General features: G+C 38.9%; 15 protein-coding genes. 6 read left to right on the forward strand and 9 right to left on the reverse strand.

Annotated features, from left to right (window positions below; genetic code table 11):
- Window positions 1–31: 31 nt before the first annotated feature.
- Entirely contained in the window at window positions 32–1,549 is a 1,518-nt protein-coding gene (locus GQR52_RS11055; RefSeq protein ID WP_165728472.1) for a carboxypeptidase, read from the reverse strand.
- Window positions 1,550–1,914: 365 nt separating this feature from the next.
- Here GQR52_RS11055 and GQR52_RS11060 point away from each other — a divergent pair, with 365 nt between their 5' ends.
- The 4 genes from GQR52_RS11060 to mrcB all read left to right on the forward strand — a co-directional run bounded on the left by GQR52_RS11060 (window position 1,915) and on the right by mrcB (window position 7,429).
- On the forward strand, window positions 1,915–3,138 hold the full coding sequence (locus GQR52_RS11060; protein WP_165728473.1) for a diguanylate cyclase: 1,224 nt from the start codon (window positions 1,915–1,917) through the stop codon (window positions 3,136–3,138).
- A 220-nt stretch (window positions 3,139–3,358) separates the two neighbouring features.
- Window positions 3,359–3,697, forward strand: a complete 339-nt coding sequence (locus tag GQR52_RS11065) for a P-II family nitrogen regulator (RefSeq protein WP_004587162.1) — start codon at window positions 3,359–3,361, stop codon at window positions 3,695–3,697.
- Window positions 3,698–3,706: 9 nt separating this feature from the next.
- The gene (locus GQR52_RS11070) at window positions 3,707–4,936 is read left to right on the forward strand and encodes an ammonium transporter (protein ID WP_010555509.1); all 1,230 of its coding nucleotides are present in this window, start codon (window positions 3,707–3,709) and stop codon (window positions 4,934–4,936) included.
- A 150-nt stretch (window positions 4,937–5,086) separates the two neighbouring features.
- Window positions 5,087–7,429: a penicillin-binding protein 1B gene (mrcB, locus tag GQR52_RS11075; protein WP_165728474.1), complete on the forward strand. Its 2,343-nt coding sequence runs from the start codon at window positions 5,087–5,089 to the stop codon at window positions 7,427–7,429.
- Between the two features lie 65 nt (window positions 7,430–7,494).
- On the opposite strand, the gene GQR52_RS11080 is transcribed toward mrcB, so the two are convergent.
- The 5 genes from GQR52_RS11080 to GQR52_RS11100 all read right to left on the reverse strand — a co-directional run bounded on the left by GQR52_RS11080 (window position 7,495) and on the right by GQR52_RS11100 (window position 14,092).
- The gene (locus tag GQR52_RS11080; RefSeq protein ID WP_024608758.1) at window positions 7,495–9,336 is read right to left on the reverse strand and encodes a methyl-accepting chemotaxis protein; all 1,842 of its coding nucleotides are present in this window, start codon (window positions 9,334–9,336) and stop codon (window positions 7,495–7,497) included.
- A 178-nt stretch (window positions 9,337–9,514) separates the two neighbouring features.
- Window positions 9,515–10,795 (reverse strand): glutamate-1-semialdehyde 2,1-aminomutase, encoded by a 1,281-nt coding sequence (hemL, locus tag GQR52_RS11085; protein WP_165728475.1) that lies wholly within the window; start codon window positions 10,793–10,795, stop codon window positions 9,515–9,517.
- Between the two features lie 33 nt (window positions 10,796–10,828).
- Window positions 10,829–11,845, reverse strand: a complete 1,017-nt coding sequence (locus GQR52_RS11090; protein WP_007584862.1) for an aspartate carbamoyltransferase — start codon at window positions 11,843–11,845, stop codon at window positions 10,829–10,831.
- 114 nt (window positions 11,846–11,959) lie between these two features.
- Complete coding sequence (locus tag GQR52_RS11095) at window positions 11,960–12,394, reverse strand: CopD family protein (RefSeq protein WP_007584864.1); 435 nt, start codon at window positions 12,392–12,394, stop codon at window positions 11,960–11,962.
- 15 nt (window positions 12,395–12,409) lie between these two features.
- Window positions 12,410–14,092, reverse strand: coding sequence for a chloride channel protein (locus GQR52_RS11100; RefSeq protein WP_007584866.1), 1,683 nt, complete (start codon window positions 14,090–14,092; stop codon window positions 12,410–12,412).
- A 322-nt stretch (window positions 14,093–14,414) separates the two neighbouring features.
- Between GQR52_RS11100 and erpA the strand changes: the two genes are divergently transcribed.
- Window positions 14,415–14,753, forward strand: a complete 339-nt coding sequence (gene erpA, locus GQR52_RS11105) for an iron-sulfur cluster insertion protein ErpA (protein WP_002958911.1) — start codon at window positions 14,415–14,417, stop codon at window positions 14,751–14,753.
- Window positions 14,754–14,801: 48 nt separating this feature from the next.
- On the opposite strand, the gene GQR52_RS11110 is transcribed toward erpA, so the two are convergent.
- Complete coding sequence (locus tag GQR52_RS11110; RefSeq protein WP_165728476.1) at window positions 14,802–14,990, reverse strand: hypothetical protein; 189 nt, start codon at window positions 14,988–14,990, stop codon at window positions 14,802–14,804.
- Window positions 14,991–15,442: 452 nt separating this feature from the next.
- Between GQR52_RS11110 and GQR52_RS11115 the strand changes: the two genes are divergently transcribed.
- A complete protein-coding gene (locus GQR52_RS11115) occupies window positions 15,443–15,682 on the forward strand; it encodes a helix-turn-helix transcriptional regulator (RefSeq protein WP_007584874.1) in 240 nt (79 codons plus the stop codon).
- 70 nt (window positions 15,683–15,752) lie between these two features.
- Here the strand turns inward: GQR52_RS11115 and GQR52_RS11120 are convergent, their stop codons facing one another.
- Both GQR52_RS11120 and GQR52_RS11125 read right to left on the reverse strand, forming a co-directional pair.
- The gene (locus GQR52_RS11120) at window positions 15,753–17,132 is read right to left on the reverse strand and encodes an MFS transporter (protein WP_007584875.1); all 1,380 of its coding nucleotides are present in this window, start codon (window positions 17,130–17,132) and stop codon (window positions 15,753–15,755) included.
- A 50-nt stretch (window positions 17,133–17,182) separates the two neighbouring features.
- On the reverse strand, window positions 17,183–17,803 hold the full coding sequence (locus tag GQR52_RS11125) for a peptidylprolyl isomerase (RefSeq protein ID WP_165728477.1): 621 nt from the start codon (window positions 17,801–17,803) through the stop codon (window positions 17,183–17,185).

The raw sequence follows: 17,803 nt of genomic DNA on the forward strand, positions 1-17,803 counted from the left end.
TCATAAAGAGCCATTTTATGTTTAAAATATTTTAGTATTTAGCCGCTTCCCCTTTCTTAGGTAAAGCGTCCTGTATAAAGTCACGTAAATCGTTATTAGAGCTTTCTAAGTCAGCGTGGCGAAGGTACATCATATGCCCACTTCTGTAGCCTTTAAAGCTCAAACGGTCTTTCATTTTACCGCTTGGGTCTAATTGCCATAACGTATATTTAGCGTCAAAGTAATTGGTTGCACCATCAAAGTATCCTGATTGAATCATCACGTTTAAGTAAGGGTTTTGCGCCATTGCTAAACGTAGATTTTCGCCCGTATTATTACCGGTTCTATCCCATGGGTGAACATTACCAAATAAATTATATTTTACATCTGTTTTATAGTTTAGCTCTTCACGTAAGTAGTGATTAATTGCAGGAGTGAAAGAGTGTAACCAAGAGGTAAGTTCAGCCCAGTAGTCTGGGGATTCACCCGCGCCTCGTTTATCTATTCCTAAATAACGAGAATCTAAGCGACCCACAGTTTGACCACGCTCACGTAGTAGCTCTTTCCAGAAAAATTGAGTTGGAATATCCAAGTTATTTTGTTCAACAAACTTTTCTGATAAGCCAGCGTAGTGTGCCATTTTTGTAATAATTCGACGTTTTTCTTCAGCATTAATAAAGCCACCCTTGGCAAGCGCTGGGATTAATTCGTTTACAGTAAACTCTTCAACTTCAGGTAGTAACTCATCTAGATCTTTAGCTTGTAAATCGGCTTTAAGTGCTTTGTGATACCAAGCAGTTGCTGCAAAGTAAGGTAGGCGGTTAGCTGCTTTAATCGGGCCGTCGCGCTTAATACCAATATCAGTAGGTGATACGAGAACAACACCGTTTATGTACATCCATTGACTATTTTGAAGCTCATGAGCTAGGCCCGATACACGTGTTGTACCGTAGCTTTCACCAATTAAAAATTTAGGCGATCGCCAGCGCTCAGCCCTATTTACAAAAGTATTTAACCACTCAGCAAGGTACTTAATATCGGCATTAACACCAAAAAATAGCTCTTTTTGTTTTGCTTTAGAAGGAAGTTCGCCTTTTTCGTTTTCAAGTACGCGAGAGTAGCCTGTATTTACAGGGTTTACGTAAACAATATCGGCAATATCAAGTACAGAATATGGGTTGTCTTTTACGCCATAAGGTTGAATTGGATAGCCTTCGTCATCAATTTTTAATACGCGAGGACCAGTATAAGCAAGGTGCATCCATACAGAAGCCGAGCCTGGCCCGCCATTAAATGAAATAAGTAATGGGCGAGTTGTCCTGTCGTCAACTTTGTCGCGTGTGTAGTAGGTGTATTGCAATGTCGCAACCGCGTCGCCTTTATCATCCCATACAGGTTGTGTGCCTGTGGCAACGGTGTAATTAAAGCGTTGACCGTTGATTTTAGCTTTATGTTGAGTAACAACTTTGCTGTCTACATCAATACGACGTTGGTTATCGGCAAGCGTGCTTGTACTGATTATTAATGCAATAACGGTTATCGGTAAACTGATAATACGACTAAGCTTCATTAGGTGTCCTTATTATTGTTGATACACCATTAAAGACATTAATGAGTTAAATAACAAAAGTATTGAGACTAGTGGCCGATAATACTAGTTAAGTAAGGTATTAATGCGCTTAGAGACGCGTGCTAACCACTTTTATAGTTATTTAGGATTTGGTTTCTTTATTTAGTTAATCACAGAATTCAGGTATATTGCGGGCCTACTTGTATTGATTTTATATACAAGCTATCACCAAAAAAATCTAATGGATTACGCTTTCAAGCACATAAGTGCACTCTACACCGGATGTTTATGACTAATGCTATTGCAGTAATAGCGTTGTATTTGTCGTTTTGTTACAAAATTAATTAAAGGTAAAGAGAAGCTTTATGCAAAGAGTATTAGTGGTTGAAGACAGTAAAGTAGTGCAGCAGGTGCTTCGCCACTTAACTGCACAATACCTTGATGTAGTAATTGATTTTGCTTGGTCTTTAGCAGAATGCGCTACGTTCGTAGAAAAGCACGATTATACGCTTGCGTTAGTTGATTTAACTTTGCCAGATGCTCCGCACGGTGAAGTTGCAAAATATACTTTATCTAAAAAAATTCCTACGGTTGTTTTAACCTCAAAAATAGATGAGTACAAGCGCCAACAAATGCTTGAATTGGGCGTAGTTGATTATGTTATTAAAGATAATCGCGATTCTTACCATTATGCCGTTAAGCTCGTTGCGCAATTACTCAGAAATCAAGGCTGTAAAGCACTAATAGCAGATGACTCATTACTAAGTCGCTCGTTAATGAAGCAAATGCTAGAAAAGCAATTGTTTGATGTAACAGATGCCCACGATGGACAACAAGCACTCGAAATATTAAAAGCTAATCCTGATATAAAGCTACTTATGACCGACTACGCTATGCCCTCTATGGATGGCTTTGAACTTGTCAAAGCGGTACGTAATTTTAGAGGCCGAGACGACTTAGCAATTATTGGCTTATCGGGCGCGGGAAAGCATGGCCTATCAGCACGATTTATTAAATACGGCGCCAATGACTTTTTAACAAAGCCATTTATGAATGAAGAGTTTCATTGTCGAGTACTTCAAACAATGGAGCAACTGTCGTTAATTTCAGATATTAAAGAAAGCGCACATAGGGATCACTTAACAGGGCTTCATAACCGACGCTACTTTTATCAATATGCAGAAAAGCTCCTTAAAAGTAAAAACCAGAAAAATACTTTGGCATTGCTTGATATCGATTTTTTCAAAAACATTAACGATACATTAGGCCATGAAGGCGGCGATCAGGCTTTAAAGCAGGTTGGTTCATTAATACGATCTACGTTTTCAAAGTTTACGGTTGCACGGGTTGGCGGAGAAGAGTTTGCCATAATATTACCTGAAATAGAGCTAGAACGCGGTCGTGAATACTTTGAAGCATTTAGGAAAAAGATGGCTAGTTACGATTTTTCTATTAGCGATAAATCAATTAAAATTACCACTAGTATAGGCTTGGCTGACTTTCAAGACACTAGTCTAACGCAGGCTATGCGTGTTGCTGACAAAGCATTATACGAAGCTAAAAACCAAGGCAGAAACTGCGTGGTATAACCCTTCTTAAACAAAACTAGGTACGTGATAAATATATAGAGATATAGCACGCACCAATGTAGCTGACTTGTTAAATTAACGCACCTAATTGGTGCGTTTTTTTTGATCTTGAGTTTGTGTTTTTTACTAAGTGGCTGTTTTTAATTGATATAAAATAGTGGCACAAAGGTTGGATTGTTTAACCCAATAGGATAACAATAAAGAGTCCGAGGGGGCCGCTATGAAAATGATTAGTGCAATCATAAAACCATTTAAATTAGACGACGTGCGTGAAGCACTCGCTGATTTAGGAATTGAGGGGATGACAGTAGTTGATGTTAAAGGTTTTGGACGTCAACGAGGTCATACTGAGTTATATCGTGGTGCAGAATACCAAGTAGATTTTATTCCTAAGATCAAACTTGAAATTGCAACGCGTACTGAAAATTGTCAACGCGTTGTTGAAGCAATCACTAAAATTGCATCAACAGGTAAAATTGGTGACGGTAAAATTTTCGTGTACGACTTGGATCAAATTGTTCGTATCCGTACTGGCGAACTTGACGAAGAAGCAATTTAAGGGGGTCTCATGGAAAATACAATAATAGAACTAAAGTTTTCACTCGATACCTTCTATTTTTTAATATCAGGTATATTAGTAATGTGGATGGCAGCAGGTTTTGCCATGTTAGAGGCGGGCTTAGTTCGCTCTAAAAACACAGCTGAAATTTTAACTAAAAATGTCGCGCTATATTCAATTGCATGTACGATGTTTTTATTAGTTGGCTACAACATTATGTATGTAGACAATGCCGAAGGTGGTTTTATTCCTTCAATAGGCGCTTTAATTGGTACACAAGCTGCCGATGCTGACCATTCTTTAGAATCTGACTTTTTCTTCCAAGTAGTATTTGTTGCAACCGCTATGTCGATTGTATCGGGTGCTGTTGCTGAGCGTATGAAACTGTGGGCTTTCCTAGGTTTTGCTGTAGTACTAACTGGTTTTATTTACCCTATTGAAGGTTACTGGACATGGGGTGGTGGTTTCTTATCTGAAATGGGCTTTGTTGATTTTGCAGGTTCTGCAATTGTGCATGGCGCAGGTGCAGCAGCTGCACTAGCTGGTGTATTAATCCTAGGTGCTCGTAAAGGTAAATATGGTAAGAATGGTGAAATATACCCAATTCCAGGTTCAAACTTACCACTTGCTACACTAGGTACATTTATTTTATGGATGGGTTGGTTTGGCTTTAACGGTGGTTCTCAATTACTACTTTCGGATAAAGAAAACGCAACTGCAGTAGGCCAAATATTACTTAACACCAATGCAGCAGCTGCAATGGGTGCTATTGCAGCACTGTTTGTATGTAAAGTACTTTGGGGTAAATCAGATTTAACAATGGTCTTAAATGGTGCATTAGCTGGCTTAGTTGTTATAACAGCAGACCCTCTATCTCCATCACCATTAATGGCATGTCTACTTGGTCTACTTGGTGGTGCACTTGTTATATTTAGTATCATAGCACTTGATAAAGTTAAGATTGACGATCCAGTGGGTGCTATCTCTGTTCATGGTACGTGTGGCGCATTAGGTATTATGTTAGTACCGCTAACCAATGGTGACGCAAGCTTTGTTAATCAGTTAACGGGTCTAGTATGTATTCTTGCCTTTGTATTTGTAGCATCATTTATTGTTTGGACTGTGCTTAACAAAACAATGGGTATACGAGTAACCGAAGAAGAAGAACTAAACGGTATGGATCAACACGATTGTGGTATTGAAGCCTACCCAGAGTTTGTTTCTGTTCGAAATAGCTAATAGTTTATTTAAATAATAGTGTGTTTACACAAAGCCCTACTTCGGTAGGGCTTTTTTTGTTTCAGGGGGGGTTAACTTTTCGGATGTTAGGATATATCCAATATGCTAAGCTCACACTCGTGAATAACCCTTGGAATAAATTACACTTAAATGGCCGATAATAAAAAAACACCTACCAGTAAACCTGCAGTTAAACGTGCAAGTAAATCGTCAAGCAAGACAAAGAAAAGCACCTCAAAGGGCAGTAAAAAAACAGTGGAAACCACTGTTAAACGCTCTTTTATGAGAAAAACATGGTCAGTGTTTTGGAAACTAAGCTTGGCTGTTTTTATTGCAATGGCAATGTACTTCATTTATTTAGATTCAAAAACAACGCGTATATTTGAAGGTAATAAATGGCAACTTCCAGCGCAAGTGTATGCTCGTTCTATGGAGTTTTATCCGGGGCAATTTTTATCAAGCCAGGAAGTAGTGTTTGAGCTAGAGCGTTTAAATTATTCATCGGTTAATAGATTAAGCCGCACAGGACAGTTTGTTAAAACAGCAGATAGCATCAAGATTTATCGTCGTGATTTTGAATTTTATGATGGCCTTGAAGAATCACATATTATTGAACTTCGCTTTGCAGGGCAAAAAGTTGCGACCATTAAAGATAAGTTTGGTAGGCGTTTAAATTCAGCTCGTCTAGAGCCTGTGCAAATAGCGCGTATTGGTAATGACTCTAAACAAGATAGAGAATTTGTACCACTAGATAAGTTTCCAGCAATGCTAAAAGATACGCTATTGGTGGTTGAAGACCGTGATTTTTACGAACATCATGGTGTATCAGTGTTTTCTATTTTACGCGCGCTTTATTCTAATATTAAAGCGGGGCGCACCGTTCAAGGTGGCAGTACGCTTACTCAACAGTTAGCTAAAAATATTTACCTAACACGTGAGCGTTCTTTAGTACGAAAAATAAATGAGGCCTTTATTGCCCTTATTTTAGATTATCGTTATTCAAAAGATCAAATATTGGAAGCTTACTTAAATGAAGTATACCTAGGGCAGTCATACAACCAAGGTGTGCACGGTATGGGGCTTGCTGCTGACTTTTACTTTTCAAAGCCGGTAGATGAGCTTGAGTACGATCAAATTGCTTTGCTGGTAGCAATGGTTAAAGGTCCATCTTATTACAACCCACGTCGCTATAAAGAGCGCACAATGGAGCGCCGAGACTTAGTGCTTCGCCTTATGGTTGAAAACAAGCTACTTAGCACAAAAGAGTACCGTGCATCGCTTAATCGCCCAATTGATATTGCGCCAATGAAAGCGAGTTTACAAAAATCATATCCAGGCTATTTAGAGTTAGTAAACAGAGAATTAAATGAATTATTGCCAGATCAGCAAACACTTGATGCAGGTGTAAGAGTATTTACTTATTTTGATTTGCAAAAGCAAACAGCAATGGAAGAGTCTATTGAAAAGAGCTTACCGTACCTGGAAAATCGTCCTAGAACCGAAAAACTAGAAGCAGCCATGATCTCTGTTAATGTAGAAAAGGGCGGTGTATCTGCACTTGTTGCAGGGCGCGATGTTCGTTATTCAGGATTTAACCGTGTTTTAGATACAAAACGTAATATTGGCTCGCTGGTAAAACCTGCTGTGTATTTAACCGCACTGCAATTACCACATTATAATTTAGCTACTTTGCTTGATGACTCGCCAGTACAGGTTACAAATGAGCAGGGAAAAGTGTGGCAACCAGAAAATTTTGATCATCAATACCGTGGTGCAATACCTCTTTATAAAGCATTTAGTAACAGTATTAATATTCCAGCGGTTAATTTAGGCCTCGATGTAGGTGTTGATAAAGTCGCGAATACACTAAAAGGATTAGGCGCTAAAGGGGCGATAAACGAATACCCATCGTTGCTTTTAGGGGCTGTTGAAATGTCGAGTTTTGAAGTTGCTCAGCTTTATACGACAATTGCTGCAGATGGCGAATATAAAAAGCTTACTGCAATTTCGGCATTAACCGACTCGGTTGGTAAAGTACTTTATAAGCATAAAGTAAATGCAGAGCCTCGTTTTGATAAATCTGCAATGTATATGACTAAATACGCGATGAAACGCGTAACGAAAGACGGCACTGCTAAACGCTTAAATTTACACTTCCCATCAATCCAACTTGCAGGCAAAACTGGCACTAGTAACGATTTACGTGATAGTTGGTTTGCAGGCTTTGATCAAAATACAGTGACGGTAGCTTGGCTTGGTCGAGACGACAACAAAAGCACGGGTTTAACGGGCAGCGTAGGTGCATTAGAAGCATATATTCGCTACTTAAAGCCACTTAATCCACAAGCAATAGCCGATACGCGTCCGCCATCAATACGCTGGGCATTTGTAAATGAGCAAACGGGTAAGCAGGCACCACCAGGATGTGGCAAGGTGATTCAGCTACCACTTAGAGCGAGTGAGTTTGAGCCAAGACCACAATGTATTCGTTAATCTAAGACTACTTTAAACAACGAAGCCGCTTATTTAGCGGCTTTTTTGTGAGTTGTAGTTAACGCTTAAGATTTAAAAAACTGCATTGATTTGGTTAAATCATTAGATAAGCGACTTAGCTGCTGTGCATCTTGCAGCGTTGATTGAGCTGATGTTAGCGTTTGATCTGCTAAATTACTCACCTCTTGCGAATCATTTAATGCTTGTGTTGTCGCATTTGACTGCTGTTTAACACGCTCTGCAATAACTTCACCTTGATGTTTAATGTCGCCCATACTTTGCTCTGCGCTTTGCAATACTTCATTGGTTTGATTGGCTGCTTTTACCGATTGCTCCATTTTTTCAACACTTGAACGCATTTTTTGCTGAGTGTCGTCAGATGCTTGTTGTAAGGAGCTAATAATTTGATGAATTTCTTGTGTTTGTGTTTGTGTACGCTGAGCAAGAGTTCTTACTTCATCAGCTACAACGGCAAAGCCTCGACCATGCTCGCCAGCTCGTGCAGCTTCAATAGCGGCATTTAGTGCAAGCAAGTTTGTCTGATCGGCTATCTCACTAATACCTTTACTTACTTTGCTAATTTCTTGGCTATCTTGTGCTAGCTTATCGAGCGCTTGTTGGCTCTCTGCAAATTCAATTTGTAGATCTTGCATATATTTAGCAAGCTCCATTGTATTGTCTGAACCTTGTTTTACATGCGCAGCAGCATCTTGCGCGGTAAGCGTTGCTTGATGGGCTGACTCTTCAACTGCAAGTGCGTTTTGAGCCATTTCGCTGAGTGCATTATAAATGGCATTTACTCGGATTTGCTGTTTTGAAACATCATTGCTTGTTTGGCTACTCGCATGTGATAGCGATTTAGTTGCGCCGCATAGCTCTTCTGTACTTGCTTTAACATCAATTAATAAATGTGAAAATGCATTAAGTAATGCGTTGTAGCGCGATGCAATAATTCCCATTTCATCATTAGTGCTCGAATCGATAGTGGCATTTAAGTCGCCATTCGCGGCTCTATTCGCTGCATCAGCAAAGCGATTAATGGTATCAACAACTGCAAAATAAAAACCAATCATTAAATAAAATGCAAATAACAAACTAATCAATGAAGCGGCTAAAACAAGATTTCGAGTCCACTGTTGAGTTTGCAGTTTTGCTTCAATAAGGCTCTCAAGCGTTGGAATACTCTTACTAACAAGTTGATTAATACTGCTGTGAACATTGTTTGTTAGTTTAGTAAATTCTGATTGAGTTAATAAAATATCGTCTGGCTCAAGTAGTTTTTCATCTATCGCTTTTTTAAATGCGCCAACAGCACTGTGTAAATTATCTAACGAGGGCATGAGCGCTTTATTTACTGATTTGTCTGCATTGGTGGCTACATTGAGTATTTTATCGAGTTGTTTTTCGTATAAAGGAAGTGACTTACTAAAATTTGAAAGTGCTATAAACGTATCTGGCGTAAAACGATTACTTGCCAAAACAGTATTTGCGCTTTGCGCTGTCGAGTTTATTTGCATTATAAGTGCAGGAATTGGCGTGACTAAAGAGCGGTTTACGTAAGCACTAGCTAACTGGCTATCTAATGCTAAGTTAGACTGAATAGAAACAAGTTCAAGTACATCATTTGCTTGATCGTCTTTTATATCAAAACCGAGTGAGCGAGCTATTTTTATATTTTGATTTGCTTCCCCCTGCATTTGATTTGAGAGTATTGACCTGTAGCCTTTTAAACCTTGTTGCTGCATTTTTGAAACAGCGATACTTTCACTTAATAATGAGACTAAAAAAAACAAGCTAAGTGCGAGAGGAACGAGTAAAATTCCAAACATTAAGCTGATTTTAGTTTTGTATTTTAAATTTGCCATTAGCTGGATAGCGGGAAAAGAAAATTGGCGTAATCCTGACATAAGGCTCTCTTGTATTTTTGTAATTAGGGTAAAGGTGAATAGACCTTGTTATGCTTAATTATCATTCATTTATAGTACTTTACAAATAAAAAAAGCCCTTTCGGGCTTTTTTCAATCTTTAGTCTTAATTACACACTGTAAAAACAAGCGCTTATAAAATATAAAAAGTAATTTTAACTTAAAGTTTAGCAAACGAGCGTTCTGCTGCCGCTATTGTTTCTTTTACTTCTTGCTCAGTATGCGCAGCACATACAAAACCAGCTTCAAATGCTGATGGAGCAAGGTACACACCTTCTTCAAGCATAAGGTGGAAAAAACGTTTGAAGCGCTCTAGGTCGCATTCAGTAGCTTGTTTGTATGTCGTTACTTTTTCAGCATCAGTAAAAAAGAATCCATACATGCCGCCAGCATAATTAGTTGTTAATGCAATGTCTGCTTTTTTAGCGCCAGCTTCAAAGCCTTCACAAATTGCTTTAGACGTTGCTTCTAACTTATCGTGTAGACCTGGCTCACATAATAGCTCAAGTGATTTTAAACCTGCAGCCATCGCAATAGGGTTACCAGAAAGAGTACCCGCTTGGTAAACAGGGCCCACAGGCGCAATGTAATCCATTATTTCGGTTTTACCACCAAACGCGCCAACGGGCATGCCGCCGCCAATGACTTTACCTAAACACGTAAGGTCTGGATTAATGTTGTAATACGCTTGAGCGCCGCCAAGTGCAACACGAAAACCCGTCATTACTTCATCAAAAATAAGTACTGATTTATATTCGTCACACACATCACGCAAACCTTCTAAAAAGCCAGGTACTGGTGGAATGCAGTTCATGTTACCGGCTACTGGCTCTACAATAATACAGGCAATTTCGTCAGCGTATTTTGCAAAAATAGCTTTTACTTCATCTAGGTTATTAAACGACACAGTAAGTGTATGCTTAGCAAAGTCCTCAGGAATACCAGGAGAATTAGGTACGCCCATTGTTAGTGCACCAGAGCCTGCCTTAACTAATAACGAGTCAGCATGGCCGTGGTAACAACCTTCAAATTTTAATATTTTATCGCGGCCGGTAAAGCCACGCGCTAAACGAATTGCACTCATTGTTGCTTCAGTGCCTGAGCTAACCATGCGTACTTTTTCGATTGATGGAACCAGCTCTTTTACTTTTTCAGCCATTAGTATTTCGGCTTCAGTTGGCGCGCCATAGCTAAGGCCATTTTCTACTGCTTCGTGCACGGCTTGTTTAATTGCAGGGTGGTTATGGCCCATGATCATAGGCCCCCAAGAGCCAACATAATCAATGTAACGATTACCGTCGGCATCAAATGTAAACGCGCCTTCTGCTTTTGTAATAAATAGCGGCGTACCGCCTACACCGTTAAAAGCACGAACTGGCGAGTTTACGCCACCTGGAATAGAGGCTTGAGCGCGTTCAAATAAGTCTTGGCTAATTGTCATGAAAAATCCTATAAATTGTCACTTAAAGAGGGTTTAGCTGTCGCGTTTGCGGCTAAACCAAGGTACGTCCACTTCATACTTATCGACTTTATTTTCTACGCCGAGTGTTAAAGCAAACAGTGCCATACGAATTAATACGCCATTTTGTACTTGGCGGAATATTGCTAAATTGTCGTTACTGTTTAAGTCGTTATCAAGCTCGTTGGCTTCTAAGCGACTATCACGTGGTAACGGATGCATTAACACAGAGTTAGGTTTGCAATGAGCGCTGTAAATAGATTGGCTAATTCTAAAACCGCCACGGTATTTATTTGCTTCTTCTTGTGAAGGAAAGCGCTCTTCTTGAATACGTGTTTGGTAGACAATATCGGCGGCTAAATTACCTTCCATCTTGTTTACTAGCTCAATTTTGTGTCCTGCATTTTCTACGGCATCTAAAATGCTCGTTGGCATTTGTAGGCCATCAGGCGCGACCATCGAAAACTTTACGTTTTTATAATGGCACAATAGCTTTGATAGAGAATGCACTGTGCGACCATATTTTAAATCACCCACAAGCGCTATATGCATGCCATCAATATTTTGATCAAAACGGTGTAATTCACGCTCAATGGTTAATAAATCAAGTAATGCTTGAGTCGGGTGCTCATTTGGGCCGTCGCCGCCATTAATAACTGGCACAGTACAGCCATCAGCAAATTCACTTACTGAGCCTGCATCGGGGTGGCGCATAGCAACAGCATCGGCGTAAGCTGAAATAACGCGCGCGGTATCGTAAAGTGATTCACCTTTTGCAAGCGCTGAGCTTTGCATACCTGTAGTTTCACGTACACCACCGCCTAGTAAGTTAAAGGCGGTACCAAAGCTAACTCGCGTGCGAGTACTTGGTTCAAAAAACAAATTAGCTAAAATAGCGCCTTTAAGCACCGTTGTTTGCTTTTGTTTTTTAGCATAAGGCTCCATTTTTTTAGCTACTGCAAAAATACGTTCAATGCAGTCTCTGTCTAGCTGATTTACAGACAGTATATGTTCGCCTTGGAAACTTAACATGGGGTAATTCCTAATCAATCAAATGGGCGCGATAATCCATAAATGGAGCACGCAATCGCGCGTGTTATAGCAAGTATTGTAAATTGCAGCGCAGTTTAACATGCACCGAAACGCTTATAAATTAGGTTTTATTACCGCAAGTGCCACTATGATGAGCAGCGCAATAACAGGGAGCTCATTAAAAATACGGTAAAAGCGGTCTGTTTTAGTGTTTCGGTCATGTTTAAAGTCACTTAATAACTTAAAACAGTAGCCGTGGTATAGGTATAAAATAATTACCAGTACAAGTTTGTAATGTAGCCACATACTGTATTTAAACCAATCACGACCATATTCAACAATGGTTAACACACCAAATACAGCCGTTAAAACAGCAAATGGGGTTACGAAATAAAGTAACCTGCGCTCCATAACTTTAAGCATAGAGTTACATGATCTTTCTTCGCTCATTGCGTGATATACAAATAATCGAGGCAAGTAAAAAATACCGGCAAACCACGCAATCATAAAAAATATGTGGAGTGTTTTATAAATCAATAATGCGCTCATAATAGTCCTTATTGCTTAAAGTAAGCTGTTACGAATGGTTAAAATATGATGAATTTGATCCCAGCGTAATAGCCCCATAATTTGTTGATTATCTAAAAGGTTATAAACGTAAAGCGCGCCACTTCTTTTATCTTTTAGTATATCGAATGCATCGGCTAGGGTGGCTTGGCTGCTGATGCCCTGCAAGCTAATGTAATTTATATTTATTGCTTCATCAGACATTAGCGTTAAATCGTATTCAGCGAGGCGATAGCCATTTTCTTCGTCAAAAACAATCAAGGGTGTTTGGCTATCCATGGCATCAAGCGTATTTTTTATTTGCTCTTTATCGTCTGAGTAAAGCAATTTAAAGTCTTCATCCATATCATCCATTATTCCCACTTTTTGTAATGCTTCGGTAGCGGGAGATACATGGTACGGCAATCCCTGAAAATCTAATTGTTGCAAAAATATGGAGCGATTTCCAAAAAATTGTAATGCAGTTACATATGCAGTGGTTATAACTATCATCGCAGGAACGATTATTTCAGGTGATGATGTAAGCTCCATTACTGTTGTTAATGCAGCAAGTGGTGCATGCAGTGTAGCCGCTAATAATCCAGCCATACCTAAAACCCCATACGTACCCGCAATATCAGTACCCGGGCTAATATATTGAGCAAAAAAGGCCATTAATGTCCCAATTAATACACCAAGCCCAATTACCGGACCAATTAAACCACCAGGAATACCCAAACCAATAGCAAACAATGTGGCAAGTAGTTTAGCTATTAAAATGGTAGTAAGCAGCTTTACGTTATCAGGCGATTCAACCGCGATAGTAATCGCACTCATACCAGAACCCATAGCATGAGGCACCGCGTAAGCTATCAAGCTGGCAATACAGCCTGCGATTAGTAAACGAGGAAACATACTTAAAGGTTTAAATGTTTTAATAATTAGCATTAAGTTTTGATTAAAGCTAAATGCTATAGCGCCCAGCGCCATACCGCATAATATTAAATAAGGGTAATGCCAACCACTTAATGGCGCTATTGTAATGAGTGCAAGTTCAGAGCCTTCACCAAAAACAAACTGCGTAGCGAGTGCACCAGTAACAGCAGCAAGCATGATTGGCACAAATATGTGTACTTTATATTCTCGAAGTACCACTTCCATTACAAAAATAACGGCTGCAAGTGGGGTATTAAACGAAGCGGCTATACCTGCTGCAACGCCGCAACCACTTAAAGTACGCATGGCGTTATGCGGTAAATGTAGTTTATCCGCTAAAATACTCGCACCTGTTGCGCCCATATGTACGGAAGGCCCTTCTCGGCCAACCGAAAAACCGCTAATGAGTGCAAGTGCGCCACCAACAAATTGATTAACCGTATTGTATAAAGGCATTTGCCCGTAATGGCGTTTAATACGATGAATAACAAAAGGAATGCCTAAACGGTAATGTTTAAAGCCAGTAAATGCAGCAAAGCACGCAATTAAAAATGCGGCTATTAATGGCATTAAAACGCGTTCAAGAGTGGGTAGGGTAGTAAAGTCGTCAGGTGTTTCCAAAAATAAGCTTTGAAAAAACAAAATAGTTAAGCGAAATAAAATAATAAAAAATGCAGCAATTAATCCGGCAACTACGCCTAATAAGCATAATTGTACAGATGTTTTAGGTTTTGCCAGTCGACGCCTGAGTTGCTCAAGCCACATGCATTATTTCCTCGCCGCATTTTTCAGCAGCATTTTAGCAAAAGAGTTTAGTTAAGTCCTTGTGATTTTGAATTTTTCGTAACTTATATTAACAATTTGCAGTAAAGATTAAGACCTATTTTTTATAACTAAAATTTTTAATGAATTTATAGTTTACAAGGGTCGCTTTTAGTTTGCTTAAGTATTATTTTAGTGAGCTAATGTTTAGCCACTTTTTTACTAATTTATAGGTATAACTTAGAGTAAAGAGTTGTTTTACTATACTTGATTAAAACACTCGGGTATTAGATAATCACGCCATTGCGATATTGAGGGTTTTAAAATGTCTGAAGAATTACCAATTAAGTTCAGCGATGCAGCTGCTGTTCGCGTTAAACAGTTAATCGACGAAGAAGAAAATCCAGATTTAAAACTGCGTGTTTATGTAACAGGTGGTGGTTGTTCTGGTTTTCAATATGGTTTTACTTTTGATGAAAAAGCGAATCCTGGCGATTTAGAAATTGTAAAAAATGGTGTAACACTCGTGATCGATCCAATGAGCATTCAATATTTGGTTGACGGTGAAGTTGATTACACTGAAGGATTAGAAGGCGCACGCTTTTTTGTATCTAATCCTAATGCAACAACAACCTGTGGTTGTGGTGCAAGCTTTAGCGTTTAACAGCCAAACGCTAAATAGAATGAAGCCGCTTTGCGGCTTTTTTAATGCCTACAAATCGGTTGGGGCGTATTCAGTTATTTGCATTATCAATACAAAAAAGCCAAGTACAAAAGTAGAAAACGCTAAAATGTATATGAAGCCTTTTTTGCCTTGCTTAATTGGTACGCCGTTGTGGCGCAAAAAAAAGTACCAACCCAAGCACAACACAATCGGTAATAAAAAAAGAAGTCTGAACATTATTCGGCCTTTTTGGTGCTAATTATTGCTTAATCATAAACATGTGACGATAAATTGGAACAAAATTGTTATAAAAATTCATTTAAATATTTTATAACTAGAAATTAATTTATTAATACTTTTTGAGTACTTAGGTCAATATTCAGCGTTTATAAATATTCACTCGTGTTCATATTTGTACCGAGTATGTAATTAGTTATTTAACCAAAGTGTTAATAGTATATAATGTATCCAAGAATGAGACGGGCAAAATTTCATTCTCAATAAAAACAAATCTTTACCACATTATTAGCGTAGTTTTTTAGCTATATTGGTGGAGTGAGTAGCAACACATGCTTTGTTAAGCAATAGCTTGCTATTGAAAATATGGTATGACTGCTTACTTGCCTACAGCTATTGATAGAGACTACTGCTTTAATAGGTACGTCAAATCATCTAGTAGGAGATGTAAAATGATGGGCAAAACAGTTTCTTCTGAAGAAAATGCAAAGCTAACAAAGTGGCTTAAAAGTAAGCGCCACGAAAAGGGTCATACAATGCGAAGCCTAGCACAAGTGCTGGGAACGCCTCATTCGTTTATCGGCAAGATTGAAAATCAAGAACGCCGTTTAGATGTGATTGAGTTTGTTCGTTATTGTACAGCTCTAGAAGTTGATCCACATGAAGCACTTAGCTTGCTAAAAGTAGATTAACTCAAACATTGCTTAGTACACTTTAAGGGGCACTTGATAGTGCTAAGTAATATGTTAATGCAGGGATGCATTAAATATTTTTATGATAATTTTTCTCAAGCTCATATAATTTATGCCTAATCAGGTATAAAAATATCAGCGAAGGTATAACCATCAAGGCTGTTAAAACAAAGAACAGCGACCAATTTCCCATTAACCAATCATCAATTACTACACCACTGTAGCTCGAAAGTAATGTTCGTCCTAAATTCCCTAATGACGCCAGTAATGCATAGTGTGTTGCACTAAATGCTCTATCGCATAACATCGATATAAAGGCCACCATAGCGACCAGCGACCATGCTTGCGTAAACCCGTCAATAACAATAGCAAAGGCATACAGTCTTAAATCAGGGCCAACTAAAGCAATCCACGAAAAGGCTAAGTTTGAGGCCGCCATCGCAATGCCACTAACAAATAAACCCTTAACAATGCCATATTTTTGATTAAATAAACTGCCAACAAAGGTAAATATGATTGTAAGTACGGCAGTACCTACCTTTGAAAATGTAGCTATATCGCTATTGCTAAAACCAATTTCTTTATAAAAAACAATCGACATTCGCCCTAAAAACGCTTCGCCTATTTTAAATAAGAAAATAAACGCAAGTAATGCCAGTGCCGTTTTAACGCCATTTTTAGTAAAAAAAGCTCTAAAGGGATCAATAACGGTTACCGCGAGCCACGCAACAGTTTTTGTAAGAGGGGTTTGTTTTGTAGAGGACAGTTTTTCAAGGTACACACGTTCAAGCTCTGCATGTACCGCTTCTCTATTTGATTCAGGTTCTTTTGCAAACAATGCTCCACTCATTAGCAGCAGCATTACAGCAGCTAAAAAGTAATAAATTTGTGGCCAGTCGAGCGAGGGGATATCAGCCATATAAAATGGAATTGCACCTAAAAGCGCATAACCTGTCCACCAACCAGACGTTGCCATAGCGGCTGCCGCTGTTGCTTTGTGAGATTCGTTTGCTTTAAGTGTGTCTATTCTGAATGCATCAATAGCAATGTCTTGCGTTGCAGAAGCAATGGCGATTAACAAACAAATTGCAGCAACAATTGCTAAATTAGCTTTTAAATCAAGCCCAGCTAATAATAAGGTGCCAATAAAAATAAAGCTCTGGCAAAATAGTATCCAACTACGACGTTGGCCTAGCCATTTATATAAAATAGGGAGTTTTGTACGGTCAATGAGCGGTGACCATAAAAAATTGATACTGTAAGCGCCAAATACAATGCCGAATAGGCCAATCATGCTGCGGCTTAGCCCTTCATCCTTTAGCCAAGCCGACATAACAGAGCCAATTAATACCCACGGAAAACCGCTACTCATACCAAATATAAAAATATGGATTAAGCGTTTGTCTTTAAAGTAAGAAAAATATTCGCTAATAGAGAGAGATTTGCTCATAGGGCCTTCATTGGCTTAGATGCAGAGCAGCTAAGCTGCTCTTAAAAAAATTACAGTGGAACTTGTTCAAGCATTTTAATATTTAAGATGACCACTGGTTTTTTAGGAACAAAATCGTAACCAATTTTTTCATTAAATCCTGTTTCAACAGCCATGATCTTATCAAGGGTCTCGTAGCCATCCATTACATTACCAAATACTGCGAATCCCCAATCTTTACCTGGGTTTAAGTGATCGTTGTTATCCATATTAAAAAAGAATTGGCGTGTTCCCGAGTGAGGTTCACGGTCTTGATACGCCATAGCAATGCTGTACATATCATTTTTTAAACCATTGCCACTTTCATTAAAAATAGGATCGTTTTCGTGTAAGCCGTCGTAATCTTTATCGTAGCCACCACCTTGAATAACAAAGTCGCGGTCATTTTCCACATCGCGCTCAATACGATGAAAAACACTGCCTTGATAGCTTTTATCTGACACGTAAGTTAAAAAGTTATTGACCGTAATAGGCGCTCTCGAACGGTCGAGTTCAACAACAATACTGCCCATTGTCGTTACGATTTCGACGCGTGGAAAAATATTATCTTTTTGAACAAAGCGGCCTTCTTGGGCTGCCAAGCTACTTAAACTAAAAAATAGGCCTAAGCAGATTAAAAAAAGTCGTTTCAT

It is taken from the genome of Pseudoalteromonas sp. 31A1, from assembly GCF_011378815.1.
In the GTDB taxonomy this organism is placed as follows: domain Bacteria; phylum Pseudomonadota; class Gammaproteobacteria; order Enterobacterales; family Alteromonadaceae; genus Pseudoalteromonas; species Pseudoalteromonas arctica.